This is a genomic window from Pseudomonas sp. 2,4-D, from assembly GCF_030418155.1.
GTDB classification, from domain to species: domain Bacteria; phylum Pseudomonadota; class Gammaproteobacteria; order Pseudomonadales; family Pseudomonadaceae; genus Aquipseudomonas; species Aquipseudomonas alloputida.
The window spans coordinates 21,853-35,829 of record NZ_JAUHUI010000052.1; the positions used below are offsets into that span (position 1 = coordinate 21,853).

Genomic DNA, 13,977 nt, shown 5'->3' on the forward strand with positions numbered 1-13,977 from the left:
TTGTTCTTGTCTGGAGAACCCGGCCACCGGGGGCCGGGCATACCGCGTCATTGCTCAGGCATGAGCACGCCCTTGGCGATGGTGTTGCGCTGGATCTCGCTGGTTCCCGTGAGAATGCGCATCATACGTGTCGCACGGAATATCCACTCCACCGGGTTGCCACGCACCAGCCCGGCACCGCCGTGTATCTGCACGGCGCGATCGGCGATGCGGAAGGCCGTCTCCGAAACGAACAGCTTGCACATCGGGGCCTGGGTGCGGATATTGCCGCCGGCGTCATTCACCGCTGCCGTGGCGTAGACCATGCTGCGTGCAGCATGCAGCTCGGTGGCCATGTCGGCGATCATGTGGTTGATCGACTGGAACATGGCGATAGGCTGGCCGAACTGCTTGCGCGTGCGGGCATAGTCGATCGAGAGGTTCAGTGCCAGGCCGGCCAGCCCCAGCAAGGTGGGGCAATGCAGCAGGCGGTTGAGGGTGATACGCCCCATCGCCAGCTTGAAACCCTGCCCCTCCTCACCAATGCGGTTGGCCGCCGGCACCCGTACGTCATCAAGGATGATGTCGCCATGCGCACCACCGCCGGACATGACCGAATAATCACTTTCAACCCTTACCCCCGGCGCGCTCAGGTCGACGAAGAATGCCGAAATCCCTTGGGCACCGCGCCCAGGATCCGTCACTGCAAGCAGCACCGCAATGTCGGCATAGGGCGCACCTGAAATGTAACGCTTGGCGCCGTTCAGCACATAGTGTTCACCTTCCCGCCGTGCGGAGGTCTTGATCGCCGTTGCATCAGAGCCGGCTTCGCTTTCAGTCAGGGCGAAGCACACGGCCTTTTCGGCACGGCACACCGGCTGCAGGAACGCCTCGATCTGGGTCGGGCTCGCCACCTTGAACAGATGGCCGATACGGGGCGGCCCGGAAAGCTCACCGAGAATGTGCGGCGCCAGCATCGAGCCGGTGAGCACCGTGGCTTCCTTGACCGCACACAGGTCTGACACGCTCAACCCGGCGCCACCTATCGCCTCGGGCAGCATGATGTTGTAGAAGCCCTGCTCGCACGAGCGCTGCCATACCTGCTGCAGTACCGCCCGCGGGTGCGGCTCTGCCCAACTGAGACCGGCTTGCTGTTCCAGGGGCAGGATTTCGTTGCGAACGAAGCCACTGATGGCCTCGATGATCTGCTGGGCCTTTTCGCTTGGCTGATACATGGTCGTTCCTCGTGTCAGATACGGCGTTCGCTGTTTTGCCAGTAGGCGTCACGGATCAACCGGCGCACCACCTTGCCGTTGGGGTTTTTCGGCAGCTCGCTGACGAAGTCCACGGCACGTGGTTTCTTGAAACCGGCCAGGGCCTGGGCGCAATGTTCGATGACGTCCTGCTCTTGCAGCGCCATGCCCGGTTTGAGCACGATCACCGCCCGCACCGCTTCGCCCCACTGCTCGTCAGGCACCCCCACCACCGCTGCCTCGAACACCTGCGGCATGCTGTAGAGCACCTGCTCGACCTCGCTGGGGTAAATGTTGAAACCACCGGAAATGATCATTTCTTTCTTGCGGTCGACAATGAACACATACCCCTGCTCATCCACCGTGGCCAGGTCGCCAGTCAGGTAGTAGCCGTCGCGCATCACTTCGGCGGTGAGGTGGGGGGCCCGCCAGTACCCCTGCATGATGTCCGGGCCCTTGACTACGATTTCGCCCACCTCTCCCGGCTGGACGTCCTGGAAATGGTCGTTCACCACGCGCAGGTCGGTTTCGAAGTAGCAACGCCCGCACGAAGCCAGGCGCCGGTAGTCGCCGCCCTCGCACAAATGGTCCTGTTCGGTCAGGACGGTTACCAGCGAGCAGGTCTCGCCAGCACCGTAACCCTGGGCCAGGATCGGCCCGAATACCTCGATGGCCCGCTTCACCAGCGCTGGTGCCATCGGCGCGGCACCGTACATCACCAGGCGCAAGCTGCTCAGGTCGTAGCGCTCGACATCGGGAAAGTTGACCAGGCGATTGATCATGGCAGGTACCAGGAACAAGCGGGTTACGCCTTCGCGCTGGATGGTCTCGAGCAACAGCTGGTCGTCGTAGCGCTCCAGCAGCAGGTTGCAGGCACCGACCGCCAGCAGTGGCATCAGCTGCATGCCGCTTGCATGGGTGATAGGGCCGACGTGAGCCATCACGTCGCCCGGGGCGGCGCGACGGGTCGGGCTGGCGAGGCTCTTGCGGATTAGCGCCTTGCGGTTGCCCACGCTGAGCATCGCAGCCTTGAGCACACCAGAGCTGCCAGAGGTGTAATGCAAAACGGCAAGGGCATCGTCAGGCAGGTCGCAGCTGATTGGCTGGCTACTGCCTTGGGCCAGCAGCGCGGCATAGGTGATGTCACCGCCCCGCTCACCCAAGGTCACGATCAAGCGTAACGCAGGTATCTCCTGCCTGCGGTCCAGCAACGCCTGGGCGAGTTGCGCATCGGCGATCAGCGCGACGCTGCAGGCGTCGTTGAGCACCTGAATGACTTCATCCGGTGCCAGACGCGCATTGACCGGTACCTTGACCAGGCCGGCCTTGTAGAAAGCCACCTCTGCTTCCACCAGTTCGGCGCGGTTTGGCGCCAGGATGGCGACATGCTCGCCCGTGGCGATGCCCTGTGCCAGCAAGGCCGAGGCCAACTGGTTGGCCCGCTGTTCGAGCTGAGCGAAGGTCAGCCGGGTGTGGCGGTCGATTACCGCCAGACGTTCAGGCCAGTATCTGGCACTTCGACTGGATAGGGTTCCAAGGTTCACGTTGTTGTTCTCGTCGACGGTTAAGACCCGATCGATGCTAAACAGCGTGAAGCCGGGGCAAGTAATACCAGTTGCGTATGCACGCCATAACAGATTGCGCTGGCACTGATGCGTTGACGCCCTGAGTCAAGGATGACACATCGCTTGCATATGACACTCTGTGTCATTATAATCAACTCCGTGTCCTGGCGTCGCCTCCGCGCCGATCAGCCATCCCTAGTCTCCACCCCCTGCAGGTACCGCCCATGACGACCACCATGCACACCTCCAAGGACCAGCTTGTCAAACTCGCCCAGCAACAGATGCTGACGGCGCTGACTGACAACACCTACACCGTGCGACAAAAGCTCGCCCTCACCTGCCGGATCCTGTTCGACGGCGGCCACGACTCTGGCCTGGCCGGGCAGATCACTGCGCGTGCGCAGGAACCTGGCACCTACTACACCCAACAACTGGGGCTTGGCTTCGACGAAATCGCCGCCTCCAACCTGCTGGTGGTGGACGAAGACCTGACGGTGCTGCAAGGCCATGGCATGGCCAACCCGGCCAACCGCTTCCACAGCTGGCTGTACCGCGCCCGTCCCGACGTCAACTGCATCATCCATACCCACCCCCTGCACAGCGCCGCCTTGTCGATGCTGGAAGTTCCGCTGGCCATCTCGCACATGGACCTGTGCCCACTGTTCAACGACTGTGCATTCCTCAAGGAATGGCCCGGTGTGCCGGTGGGCAATGAAGAAGGCGAAATCATCGCGAAGGCGATTGGCGACAAGCGCGCAATCCTGCTTTCCCATCATGGCCTGCTGATCGCTGGGCGTTCGATCGAGGAAGCCTGCGTGCTCGCCCTGCTGTTCGAGCGCGCAGCAAAGATGCAACTGCTGGCCATGGGCGCCGGTGACATCCGCCCCATCCCCGAAGCACTGGGCAAAGAGGCCCACGACTGGATTTCCACCCCCAAACGTCACGGTGCTGCCTTCAGCTACTACGCGCGCCGTGCCTTGCGTGCCCATGGCGACTGCCTGGGCTGATCGAAGCTGTACTCTTTCCTCAACAACGGCAAAGGTGCCTGGTCATGTCTACACCTGTAATTCGCGGCGTTATCGGCTACACCATCACTCCCTTCACGGCAGACGGAACACTCGACCTGGATGCCTTGGGCACGTCCATCGATAGCCTGATCGCCGACGGCGTGCACGCCATCGCGCCGCTGGGCAGCACCGGCGAAGGGGCTTACCTGTCCGACAGCGAATGGGAAACCGTGGTGCGCTTCAGCCAGGCACGCATTGCCGGGCGCGTACCCAGCGTGGTCAGCGTCTCCGATTTGACCACCGCCCGCACCGTGCAGCGTGCCCGCCTGGCACAGGCCTGCGGCGCCACGGCGGTGATGGTGCTGCCCATCTCTTACTGGAAGCTCACCGAAGCCGAAGTGGTCGCCCACTACAAGGCGGTCGGCGCCGCCATCGACATTCCGATCATGCTCTACAACAACCCGGGCACCAGCGGTACCGACCTGTCGGTGGAGCTGATCCTGCGTATCCTCGGCGAAGTACCCAATGTGACCATGGTCAAGGAAAGCACCGGTGACATTCAGCGCATGCACCGCCTGTTCACGGCTACAGATGGACAGGTGGCGTTCTACAACGGTTGCAACCCGCTGACCCTGGAAGCCTTGGTGGCCGGTGCCACGGGCTGGTGTACCGCCGCGCCCAACCTGATCCCTGCACTCAACCTGGCACTGTGGGACGCCGTACAACAAGGCGATCTGGCCGAAGCCCGTGCGTTGTTCTACCGCCAGTACGAGCTGCTGGAGTACATCACCCGCCGTGGCCTGCCGACCACCATCAAGGCCGGCCTGAAAATGCTCGGCCAGGAGGTCGGCGCCCCACGCCTGCCCCTGCAGCCGCTGGATGCGCAAGGCAGCACCCACCTGAAAAACCTGCTGGTGGCGCTGACCAACTGATGCACAAACCTGCCCGGCAGCCTGTCGCTGTCGGGCAGCCTTTTTTTTCAGGAACAGCCTTGGGCTGCGAAAGGGCCAATGACGCTGCAGTCGGATTACCCCTTCGCCGCACAAAACTGCTCCTCATCTGACCCTTACCAGAGGCAACCATGGACGCGCCTGCTCAAAGCTCTGCAACGCCGCTCAGGCTGACAGACATCCTTCACCCGGTGATTGCCGGACTCGTTTCGGTGATCGTCAACTACGGCGGCACGTTCATCCTGGTGTTCCAGGCGGCCAAAGTGGCCGGGCTGAGCCCGGAGCTGACGTCATCGTGGGTCTGGGCGGTGTCGATCGGCGTCGGCCTCAGCGGCCTGGCATTGTCCTGGTACAGCCGCGAGCCGGTCATCACAGCCTGGTCCACGCCAGCCGCCGCGTTTCTGGTCACCGCCCTGGCCAGCGTGCCCTACAGCGAGGCCATAGGTGCCTACCTGCTGTCGGCCGCCGGCTTCGTGGTGCTGGGGTTGAGCGGGTGCTTCGAGCGCCTGGTGCGCGTCGTGCCCGGCGGCATTGCCGCCGGCCTGCTGGCCGGCATCCTGCTGCAGTTCGGCATCGGTGCCTTTGCCAGCCTGTCGGTCGACCCCACCCTCGCCGGGTTGCTGATTGCAGCGTATGTGGCCTTCAAACGCTTCACCGCCCGTTACGCCGTGGTCGCCATACTGCTGCTGGGCCTGGGGTACCTGTTGCTGCAGGGGCAAGTGGGCCTGACGACGTTGCGGCTGGAATTCGCCTCACCGGTTTTCACCGCGCCCACCTTCTCCCTCAACGCGGCCCTCAGCGTGGCCCTGCCCTTGTTCCTGATCACCCTCACCGGCCAGTACATGCCCGGCATGCTGGTGCTGCGCAACGATGGTTTCAAGACCAGCGCCAACCCGATTGTCGCCGTCACCGGCATGGGTTCGTTGCTGATGGCGCCCTTCGGTTCACACGCGTTCAACATCGCTGCCATCACCGCGGCCATCTGCACCGGCAAGGAAGCCCATGAAAACCCGGACAAGCGCTGGGTGGCAGGTATCGCTGCCGGGGTCTGCTACATCCTCGTCGGGGTGTTCGGGGTCACGCTGGCGAGTGTCTTCATGGCCCTGCCGGGCACCTTTATCACCACCCTGGCGGGCCTTGCCCTGCTGGGCACCATCGGTGCCAGCCTGGCCAGCGCCCTGGCCGATGCCCGTTCACGCGAATCAGCACTGATCACCTTCCTGGCGGCGGCGGCCAACATCAGCCTGTTGGGCATTGGCGGGGCTTTCTGGGGCCTGGTCATTGGTCTGCTGGCCCATGTTGTGCTGAACGGTCGCCTGCCCGGTTTGCGCGGCGCCTCCCGCTAAGCGAGCTTTCCACCACCTTGCCGTGCGCCAGGGGCGCACGCTGTTCAACAGGTATCGACATGCCCCACGCTGGCCCCAAGCTGCTGACCCAAATTGCTGCCGTGCACTTCGTCAGCCATGTGCACATCATGCTGATCCCGGCGCTACTGCCCGTGCTGCCCGGCCTGCTGGGCGTAGGCTTCGTAGAGCTGGGCGTAGCCCTGGCGGTGTTCAACATCGTCTCCGCGCTGGTACAGGCCCCGCTGGGTTATGCCGTCGACCACTATGGTGCACGTAAAGTGCTCAGGGCTGGGCTGTTGCTGGGCAGCCTCAGCTTCGTGCTGCTGGCGGCCAGCCCCGGGTATGCGGTATTGCTGGTGGCGATGGCCATGGCTGGCCTGGCCAATGGTGTGTACCACCCGGCCGACTATGCGCTGCTGGCCAACGGCATCGAGCCCGCACGCCTGGGGCGGTCGTTCTCTATACATACCTTTGCCGGTTTCCTCGGTTCGGCCGTTACCCCAGCCGTATTTCTCGGCATCGCCGCAGCGTTCGGCACGCGGGCAGCCCTGGCGGCGGGCGCGGTATTCGGGGTAGCCGCGCTGCTGCTGATATCGATACCAGGCAGTGGCGTGTACCGGGTCGCCAGGCCTGCCAACCCACAAGGTGCAGGCCCGGCCGCAGCAACAGGCCGGGTACGCTTGTTCACCCCCATGATCGGCGTGCTGACGGTGCTGTTCATCCTGCTCAACCTGAGCACCAGTGCCATCGAGAAGTTCTCCGTAGCCGCCCTGGTCCAGGGCCAAGGACTGACACTGGCCTGGGCCAACGCCGCGCTCACCGCTTTCCTGCTGAGCAGCGCAGCCGGCGTGCTGTGCGGGGGCGCTTTGGCCGACCGTACCCGGCGCCATGGCCTGGTGGCGGCACTGGCCTTCGCGCTGGCGGCTGCGCTGACGGCACTGGTGGCGCTGGGGCTGCTGCAGGGCTGGGCATTGGTGGTCGTACTGGGCGCCATTGGCTTGCTCACCGGGGTCATCGCCCCATCACGGGACATGCTGGTCAAGGCGGCGGCGCCACCCGGGGCCGAGGGCAAAACCTTCGGCCTGGTGTCGACCGGGTTCAACGTCGGCGGTGCCATCGGGCCGGTGGCGTTCGGCTGGATGCTCGATCAGCGCCTGCCCAACGGGATTTTCATCGCATCGGTGGTGTTCATGCTACTGACGGTGCTGCTGACCCTGGCACAAGAGACGTTTTCAGTCAGAAGGCGCGCGACTGAACAGCTGACGCGCGCCCTGTAGGCCCGGTGCAGCATTGCCAGGCCAGGATCAGTCATTCATTGCGCCGGGTTGGCATGCACCATGCGCCCGCCTGCCCCCGGCCGATTGACGAACAGCACATCCAGCACACTGTTGCGCAAGCCCTTCAGGGCGTTCCAGTTCGCTGACGCATGCACGTATCTGTCGCGCAACAGCCGCTGTTCTTCCTCGCTCAACCCCACCTGGCCAGTTTCCCCCAGGGCGAACGCATGCAATTTGCGGCTGATGCCCGACAACTCATCCGGCAGCCGATGCTCAGCCTGCGCCCCCAACGGCGCAAACGGCACGCCAGCCCGCACCGCCAACGCCCGCATCACGCTCAAGTACACCCGGGACAAGTGCCCCGCCACTTGCCGCTCCCGGTACACCGCCGCATAGACCTGCTTTTGCGCCTCGTCCCGCCGCCCACCGGCAATCGGCTCCTCCCAAGTCATCACGCGCGGCCTGGGTTCGCCCATATCGGCAAACGTCGAAGCCAGCAAGGCGCTCACCTTGGCATGTACGCGGCACTGCTCGACACGCGTGCCTGCAGGCACACACTGGGACTGCGGCTTGCACAGCAGCACCTGCTCCAGGAAGGTTTCCGGGTAACCCCCCCCAATATTCGAGTGCACGCCCGGCAGCACGATGTCGTGGCCACTGCGCACCAGCGGGAAGTTATGCCGCCGCTCGTCCTCGGCCACCAGCTGCACCACGTGCCGGGCAATACCCGCACCCAGGCCCAGGCGCAGGCCACCGTGGCGGCCGTCTGCAGGGTCGAAGTCACCCTGCAAGGGCGCGATGATCGCCGCCACGGTGTCGAACAGGCCAATAAAGTTGATCGAGGTTTTGCACGCCACCGACAACAGCCCGCCCGCGCCCTCGTGCAGCAGGTTGGCCAGATGCCGCACCGCTGCCGCGCCGCGGCTGAAACCGAAAAGATCGAACTCGACCCCTTCCAGCGTTGCCTGCGGATGCGCCTGGCGCCATGCCTGCAGTTGCTCGGCCATTCCCTGCACCGCCTCGGCAACCCGCGCCTCGGCCCCTGTGCGCCCATGCCCGGTGGCCGAGGCGTAGACATGGTCGGCTTCACCCGCCAGTGTGCCCACGCCTTCCACATAGCGCTTCAAGAACGCCTGCGGCCCGTCGGCATAGGCCGCATCAGCCGGATACAACGCATGCAACAGGGCCACATTGCTCAAGGCGTTGCCATAGCTGCCGCCCTTGTCACCCTGCTCACCCTCCGTCGTGGCATTGTGCAGGTTGTTTCCGGTGCCATCGAAGAACACGCCAAAACGCAGGGTGACCGGCGTAAGGTTTGCCGTGCTGGCGCTGCTCATTTTCATCATCGTGCCTCCTGCTTGTCCGAAAAGCACAAGCAGGCGCCAGCACGCCGTCACGGACCATCAGGCAAAGGCCAGCCATGCGTGGGACATTTCTTTGCCCGCAGGCCCGTCTGCAACGATAAATTTACCCGCCGCCATTGGTCGTCGCCCCCCCGGATAGATTAAAGTATCCCCCCTTGCCAAGGCTGCTGCCTCACGCCGCCTCAGGCCCCCTACCAGGAACCGTCGCCGATGGAACACCGTGAAGCGCTGATCGCGCTGCGCACTTTTCTTTCTACCCAGATCCTAGGCCAGGAGAAACTGGTCGAACGGCTGTTGATCGTGCTACTGGCCGACGGCCACATGCTGGTCGAAGGGGCACCAGGCCTGGCCAAGACCAAAGCCATCAAGGAGCTCGCAGAAGGCATCGAAGCGCAGTTCCATCGCATCCAGTTCACCCCCGACCTGCTCCCGGCCGACATCACCGGCACGGAGATTTACCGCCCGGAAACCGGCAGCTTCGTGTTCCAGCAGGGGCCTATCTTCCATAACCTGGTGCTGGCCGACGAAATCAACCGCGCACCGGCCAAGGTGCAGTCGGCGCTGCTCGAAGCCATGGCCGAGCGCCAGGTCAGCGTGGGCCGCAGCACCTACGACCTGTCGCCGCTGTTTCTGGTCATGGCCACGCAGAACCCGATCGAGCAGGAAGGCACCTACCCGCTGCCCGAGGCCCAGCTCGACCGCTTCCTGATGCATGTAAAAATCGGCTTCCCCGACGCCGCCGTAGAGCGGCGCATCCTGGCGCAGGCCCGGGGTGAAGCCCTGGGCGGCGAGACCAAGCCTGAACGCCGGGTAAGCCAGCAGGCCATCTTCGCCGCGCGCAAGGAAATCCTTGGCCTGTACATGGCCGACGCTGTGGAGGAGTACCTGGTGCAGCTGGTCATGGCCACCCGCACCCCGGCCAAGTTCGACACCGAGCTGGCCGACTGGATCGCCTACGGCGCCAGCCCGCGTGGCTCCATCTCGCTGGACCGCTGCGCGCGTGCCCATGCCTGGCTGGCCGGGCGCGACTTCGTCAGCCCCGAAGACATCCAGGCCGTGCTGTTCGACGTTCTGCGCCACCGCATCATCCTCTCGTTCGAGGCCGAGGCAGCAGGGATCGACCAGGACCGCGTGGTCCAGCGCATCCTCGACGTCGTCGCCGTTGCCTGACCCCATGCCCACTGCGCAGCTGGCCGAACACGGCATCCGCATTGGCCTTGCCGAGCTGATCGACATGCGCCACCGCGTGCGCGAAATCCAGCTGTTTTCCAAGCCCGGCCAGCGCAGTCCACTGGTGGGCCTGCACCATTCCAGGCTGCGTGGGCGCGGCGTGGACTTCGACCAGGTGCGCGTTTACCAGGCCGGCGATGATGTGCGCAACATCGACTGGCGTGTCACTGCGCGTACCCAGGAGCCGCACACCAAGCTGTTCCACGAAGAACGCGAGCGGCCGATCTTCATCCTCGTCGAACAAAGCCAACGGCTTTTCTTCGGCTCAGGGCTGATGTTCAAGTCCGTGCTGGCGGCCCAGGCTGCGGCGCTGTTCGGCTGGGCAGCGCTGGGCCACAACGACCGCATCGGCGGCCTGGTGTTCGGCGACAACGAACACCACGAGATCAAGCCCCGACGCAGCAAACAGAGCCTGCTGCAACTGCTCAACCGCTTGGCAAAGGTCAACCAGTCTCTGCACACCGAAGCCATACCCGGGGCCGACAGCCTCGGCCTGGCCCTGCGCCGCGCCCGCGAAGTGCTGCGCCCCGGCAGCCTGGCCATCGTGATCTGCGATGAACGCTCGCTCAGCGCCCAGGTGGAACAGCACCTGGCCATGCTCTCACGGCATTGCGACCTGCTGTTGCTGCCGGTATCCGACCCGCTCGACCACGCGTTGCCCGCCGCCGGCCTGCTGCGCTTCGCCCAGCGCAGTGCCCAGCTGGAGCTCGATACCCTCGACGCCAACCTGCGCCAGGCCTACCGTCAGCAGGCCGAAGCCCGCATCGAGCGCTGGGAGCTGATGGCGCAAAAGCTGAGGGTGGTGCTGATGCCTCTGAGCACGCAAAGTGAAATGGTCGAACAACTGCGCGAGTACCTGAACGCCCAGCGGCCACGGAGCGCGTCATGAACCCGCTCGACCAGTTGCACCCACTGATCGCCCCGGCACCGGTCAGCCCGTGGCCACCCGCACCGGGTTGGTGGCTGCTGCTGGCCGTCCTGCCACTCCTGGGCTGGGGCCTGTGGCGGCTGCGCCGCTGGCGCCCGGGCAAACGCCGCATCGTGCGCGCCGAACAACCCCTGGACCCGGTGCGCCTGGAGGCCTTGGCCGAGCTGGCCCGCCTGCCACGCCCGTATGACGGCGCCCCGGCCGGCGCCTGGCTGCAACAGATCAACGCCCTGCTCAAGCGCCTGTGCCGCAACCACTACCCAGGCGCCAACAGCCACACCCTCAACGGCCGCGAGTGGCTGGCCTTTCTGGATAACCGCTGCCCGGCCGCCGGCCTGACCCGCTGGATGGTACTGGTAGAAGGCGCCTATAAACCCGAGTGCAAGCTCGACGACAAGGCCATCGCCGGGCTCAGCCAAGCCGTCGAAACCTGGATCCGCAAGCATGTTTGAACTGGCCTGGCCGTGGGTCTTCGCCCTGTTGCCGCTGCCATGGCTGGCGCGCCTGCTGCTGCCCGCCGCCGACAGTGGTGAACCAGTGCTCAAGGTGGGATTCCTCAACGAGCTGGAAGGCCTTGCCGGGCGCCGCGCGCGGCTTAACCTGCCCACCTGGCGCCAGCAGGCACCGTTCGTCGTCATCTGGCTGTTGCTGCTGTGCGCCGCCGCTCGCCCGCAATGGCTGGGCGAACCGGTGCCGATCGCCGCCAGCGGCCGCGACCTGCTGGTGGCGGTGGACGTGTCCGGGTCGATGGACTTCCCCGACATGCAGTGGCAGAACGAGGACATCAGCCGCCTCGACCTGGTCAAGGCGCTGATGGGCGACTTCCTGCAAGACCGTGAAGGCGACCGCGTAGGCCTGATTCTGTTCGGCAGCCAGGCCTACCTGCAGGCGCCGCTCACCTTTGACCGGCGCACTGTGCGCACCTTCCTCATCGAGGCGCAAATCGGCATCGCAGGCAAGAACACCGCCATCGGCGACGCCATTGGCCTGGCGGTCAAACGCCTGCGCGAACGCCCGGCACAAAGCCGGGTGCTGGTGCTGATCACGGACGGCGCCAACAACGGCGGGCAGATTCACCCGCTGACAGCCGCCCGCCTGGCGGCCCAGGAAGGCGTGCGCATCTACACCATCGGTATCGGCGCCAACCCCGAAGCCAGTGGCACCCCAGGCCTGCTCGGCCTCAACCCGAGCCTGGACCTGGACGAAGCCGCGCTCAAGGAAATTGCCGACATCACCCACGGCGCCTACTTCCGCGCCCATGACGGCGCCGAACTGGACGCTATCGGCGATACCCTCGACCAACTGGAGCCAGTGGCCCAGCAACCGACCCAGGCGCGCACAGCCCAGGCCCTGTACGCCTGGCCCCTGGCGCTGGCGCTGCTGCTCAGCGTGCTGCTGGTGGTGGCCGTGCAGTGGCCCGACAACCTGTTGCAGCGCCTGCTGCGCAAGCCACGCTTCCTGCAGCCGCACCCGGAATGGCGCCAGCGCTTGAAGCGCCTGCGTTTAAGGAGGCGGCGATGATCGACTTGTGGCCCCAATGGCTGCGCCCACTCTGGCTGCTGGCGGTTCCCGTGCTCGGCTGGCTGCTGTACAAGCTGTGGCACCGGCGCAAGCGTGCCGGGCGCTGGCAGATGATTCTGCCACCCGCCTTCCATGGTGTACTGCTGGGTGGCGGCAGCGGCAGCACCAGCAAACTGCCGTGGGTGGCGCTGGGCCTCGCCTGGTTACTGGTGATCCTGGCGCTGCTTGGGCCCAGCTGGCAGCGGCTGGAAGAAAGCCGTCAGCGCCCGGCCGACCCCCTGGTGATCCTGCTCGAACTGACCCCGCAAATGCTCGCCGAGGACAGCCCGCCCAACCGCCTGGAACAGGCCCGGCGCAAGATCCTCGACCTGCTTGAACACCGCCGCGACAGCCAGACGGCGCTGGTGGTGTATGCCGGCTCCGCGCACACCCTGGTGCCGCTGTCCGACGACCTGGCCACCACCCGCAATTTGCTCGAGGCCATCGACCCGTCGATCATGCCCAAACCCGGCCAGCGTGCCGACCTGGCCGTAAAAAAAGGCCTGGCGCTCCTGGCCCAGAGCGGCCTCGGCCAAGGCCGCCTGCTGCTGGTAGGCTCGGCGCTCAGCGCCGCCGAGCGCCAGGGCATCACCCAGGCCCTCGGCCGCCAGGGCCCAAGCCTGCTGATGCTGGGCATCGGCAGCCGCGAAGGCGCCCCGGTGCGCCAGGCCAATGGCGAATACCTTAAAGACGACCAGGGCGGCATCCTCTTGCCTCGCCTGGACAGCGCCAGCCTGAAGGGTTTTATCAGCGGCACGGGCGGGCGCTACCGGCACGCCCGCATCGACGACCTCGACCTGCGTGGCCTGGGCCTGTTCGACAACCCGCGAAGCGGGCGCAATGACGGCCAAACCCTGCAACTGGACAGCTGGGCCGACCAAGGTTACTGGCTGCTGATTCCGTTGTTGCTGCTGGCCGCCTGCGCCGGCCGGCGCGGCTGGCTGTTCTGCCTGCCGCTGCTGCTGGCCTTGCCGCAGCCTGGCCAGGCTTTCGAGCTCAACGACCTGTGGCTGCGCCCCGACCAGCAAGGCCAGAAGCTGCTGGAGCAAAACCGCCCGGCCAGCGCTGCGCGTCACTTCCAAAACCCGCAATGGCGCGGCATGGCCCTGTACCAGGCCGGCGACTATGCCGGTGCCGCCGAGGCATTTTCCCAAGGCGACACTGCAGCAGCCCACTACAATCGAGGCAATGCCCTGGCCCACAGTGGCGAGCTGGAAGCCGCCCTGGATGCCTACGAGCAAGCCCTGGAGCGCCAGCCCGACCTGCAGGCCGCGTTGGACAACCAGGCGCTGGTGCAGCAACTGCTGCAGCAACGTGAAGCCAAGGCCGAGGAACAACCGCCCGGCAGCGATGCCCAAGGCACGCCCGGCAGCGAAACCGAAGGCAACAGCAGCTCGGCCAGCAGCCCGTCCCAAGGCACACCCGGCAACGACCAACAGGCCAGCCCCGAACAACCCGGCGAAAGCAGCAGCAACAGCCAGGCCGCCCCCCGCAACCAGGCCGGGGGCGGCGGCAGTG

General features: G+C 65.4%; 12 protein-coding genes. 9 read left to right on the plus strand and 3 right to left on the minus strand.

The genetic code is table 11. The features are described 5' to 3' along the window. Positions 1 to 47 precede the first annotated feature (47 nt). Together QYE47_RS24535 and QYE47_RS24540 are read right to left on the minus strand one after the other, a co-directional pair. Positions 48 to 1,214 (minus strand): acyl-CoA dehydrogenase family protein, encoded by a 1,167-nt coding sequence (locus QYE47_RS24535; RefSeq protein ID WP_014591855.1) that lies wholly within the window; start codon positions 1,212 to 1,214, stop codon positions 48 to 50. Between the two features lie 14 nt (positions 1,215 to 1,228). After that, positions 1,229 to 2,776: an AMP-binding protein gene (locus QYE47_RS24540; RefSeq protein ID WP_014591856.1), complete on the minus strand. Its 1,548-nt coding sequence runs from the start codon at positions 2,774 to 2,776 to the stop codon at positions 1,229 to 1,231. A 245-nt stretch (positions 2,777 to 3,021) separates the two neighbouring features. Here QYE47_RS24540 and QYE47_RS24545 point away from each other — a divergent pair, with 245 nt between their 5' ends. The 4 genes from QYE47_RS24545 to QYE47_RS24560 all read left to right on the plus strand — a co-directional run bounded on the left by QYE47_RS24545 (position 3,022) and on the right by QYE47_RS24560 (position 7,377). Then, entirely contained in the window at positions 3,022 to 3,804 is a 783-nt protein-coding gene (locus QYE47_RS24545) for an aldolase (protein ID WP_014591857.1), read from the plus strand. A 44-nt stretch (positions 3,805 to 3,848) separates the two neighbouring features. Next, positions 3,849 to 4,736 (plus strand): dihydrodipicolinate synthase family protein, encoded by an 888-nt coding sequence (locus QYE47_RS24550; RefSeq protein ID WP_014591858.1) that lies wholly within the window; start codon positions 3,849 to 3,851, stop codon positions 4,734 to 4,736. Positions 4,737 to 4,885: 149 nt separating this feature from the next. Next, entirely contained in the window at positions 4,886 to 6,100 is a 1,215-nt protein-coding gene (locus tag QYE47_RS24555; protein WP_014591859.1) for a benzoate/H(+) symporter BenE family transporter, read from the plus strand. Positions 6,101 to 6,159: 59 nt separating this feature from the next. Next, the gene (locus QYE47_RS24560; RefSeq protein ID WP_070384171.1) at positions 6,160 to 7,377 is read left to right on the plus strand and encodes an MFS transporter; all 1,218 of its coding nucleotides are present in this window, start codon (positions 6,160 to 6,162) and stop codon (positions 7,375 to 7,377) included. Positions 7,378 to 7,412: 35 nt separating this feature from the next. Here the strand turns inward: QYE47_RS24560 and QYE47_RS24565 are convergent, their stop codons facing one another. Further along, a complete protein-coding gene (locus QYE47_RS24565) occupies positions 7,413 to 8,723 on the minus strand; it encodes a DUF2235 domain-containing protein (protein ID WP_014591861.1) in 1,311 nt (436 codons plus the stop codon). Positions 8,724 to 8,951: 228 nt separating this feature from the next. On the opposite strand from QYE47_RS24565, the gene QYE47_RS24570 reads away from it, so the two are divergent. The 5 genes from QYE47_RS24570 to QYE47_RS24590 form a co-directional block, all read left to right on the plus strand. After that, positions 8,952 to 9,911, plus strand: coding sequence for a MoxR family ATPase (locus QYE47_RS24570; RefSeq protein WP_003247242.1), 960 nt, complete (start codon positions 8,952 to 8,954; stop codon positions 9,909 to 9,911). A gap of 4 nt (positions 9,912 to 9,915) precedes the next feature. Continuing rightward, on the plus strand, positions 9,916 to 10,860 hold the full coding sequence (locus QYE47_RS24575) for a DUF58 domain-containing protein (RefSeq protein ID WP_014591862.1): 945 nt from the start codon (positions 9,916 to 9,918) through the stop codon (positions 10,858 to 10,860). Further along, positions 10,857 to 11,351 carry a DUF4381 domain-containing protein gene (locus tag QYE47_RS24580; RefSeq protein WP_014591863.1) on the plus strand — a complete coding sequence of 165 codons (495 nt, stop codon included), beginning with the start codon at positions 10,857 to 10,859 and terminating at the stop codon, positions 11,349 to 11,351. The genes QYE47_RS24575 and QYE47_RS24580 overlap by 4 nt, the downstream gene beginning before the upstream one ends. Continuing rightward, positions 11,344 to 12,420, plus strand: a complete 1,077-nt coding sequence (locus QYE47_RS24585) for a VWA domain-containing protein (RefSeq protein WP_010953038.1) — start codon at positions 11,344 to 11,346, stop codon at positions 12,418 to 12,420. Before QYE47_RS24580 ends, QYE47_RS24585 begins: the two co-directional genes overlap by 8 nt. Next, the coding region (locus tag QYE47_RS24590) for a tetratricopeptide repeat protein (protein ID WP_301159392.1) at positions 12,417 to 13,977 on the plus strand (1,561 nt) is incomplete at its 3' end. The genes QYE47_RS24585 and QYE47_RS24590, both read left to right, overlap by 4 nt.

Bases quoted from the DNA above. Each gene is read 5' to 3' on its own strand.
- QYE47_RS24535 (WP_014591855.1), bottom strand. From the start codon at position 1,214: ATGTATCAGCCAAGCGAAAAGGCCCAGCAGATCATCGAGGCCATCAGT.
- QYE47_RS24545 (WP_014591857.1), top strand. From the start codon at position 3,022: ATGACGACCACCATGCACACCTCCAAGGACCAGCTTGTCAAACTCGCC.
- QYE47_RS24550 (WP_014591858.1), top strand. From the start codon at position 3,849: ATGTCTACACCTGTAATTCGCGGCGTTATCGGCTACACCATCACTCCC.
- QYE47_RS24555 (WP_014591859.1), top strand. From the start codon at position 4,886: ATGGACGCGCCTGCTCAAAGCTCTGCAACGCCGCTCAGGCTGACAGAC.
- QYE47_RS24560 (WP_070384171.1), top strand. From the start codon at position 6,160: ATGCCCCACGCTGGCCCCAAGCTGCTGACCCAAATTGCTGCCGTGCAC.
- QYE47_RS24565 (WP_014591861.1), bottom strand. From the start codon at position 8,723: ATGATGAAAATGAGCAGCGCCAGCACGGCAAACCTTACGCCGGTCACC.
- QYE47_RS24570 (WP_003247242.1), top strand. From the start codon at position 8,952: ATGGAACACCGTGAAGCGCTGATCGCGCTGCGCACTTTTCTTTCTACC.
- QYE47_RS24575 (WP_014591862.1), top strand. From the start codon at position 9,916: ATGCCCACTGCGCAGCTGGCCGAACACGGCATCCGCATTGGCCTTGCC.
- QYE47_RS24580 (WP_014591863.1), top strand. From the start codon at position 10,857: ATGAACCCGCTCGACCAGTTGCACCCACTGATCGCCCCGGCACCGGTC.
- QYE47_RS24585 (WP_010953038.1), top strand. From the start codon at position 11,344: ATGTTTGAACTGGCCTGGCCGTGGGTCTTCGCCCTGTTGCCGCTGCCA.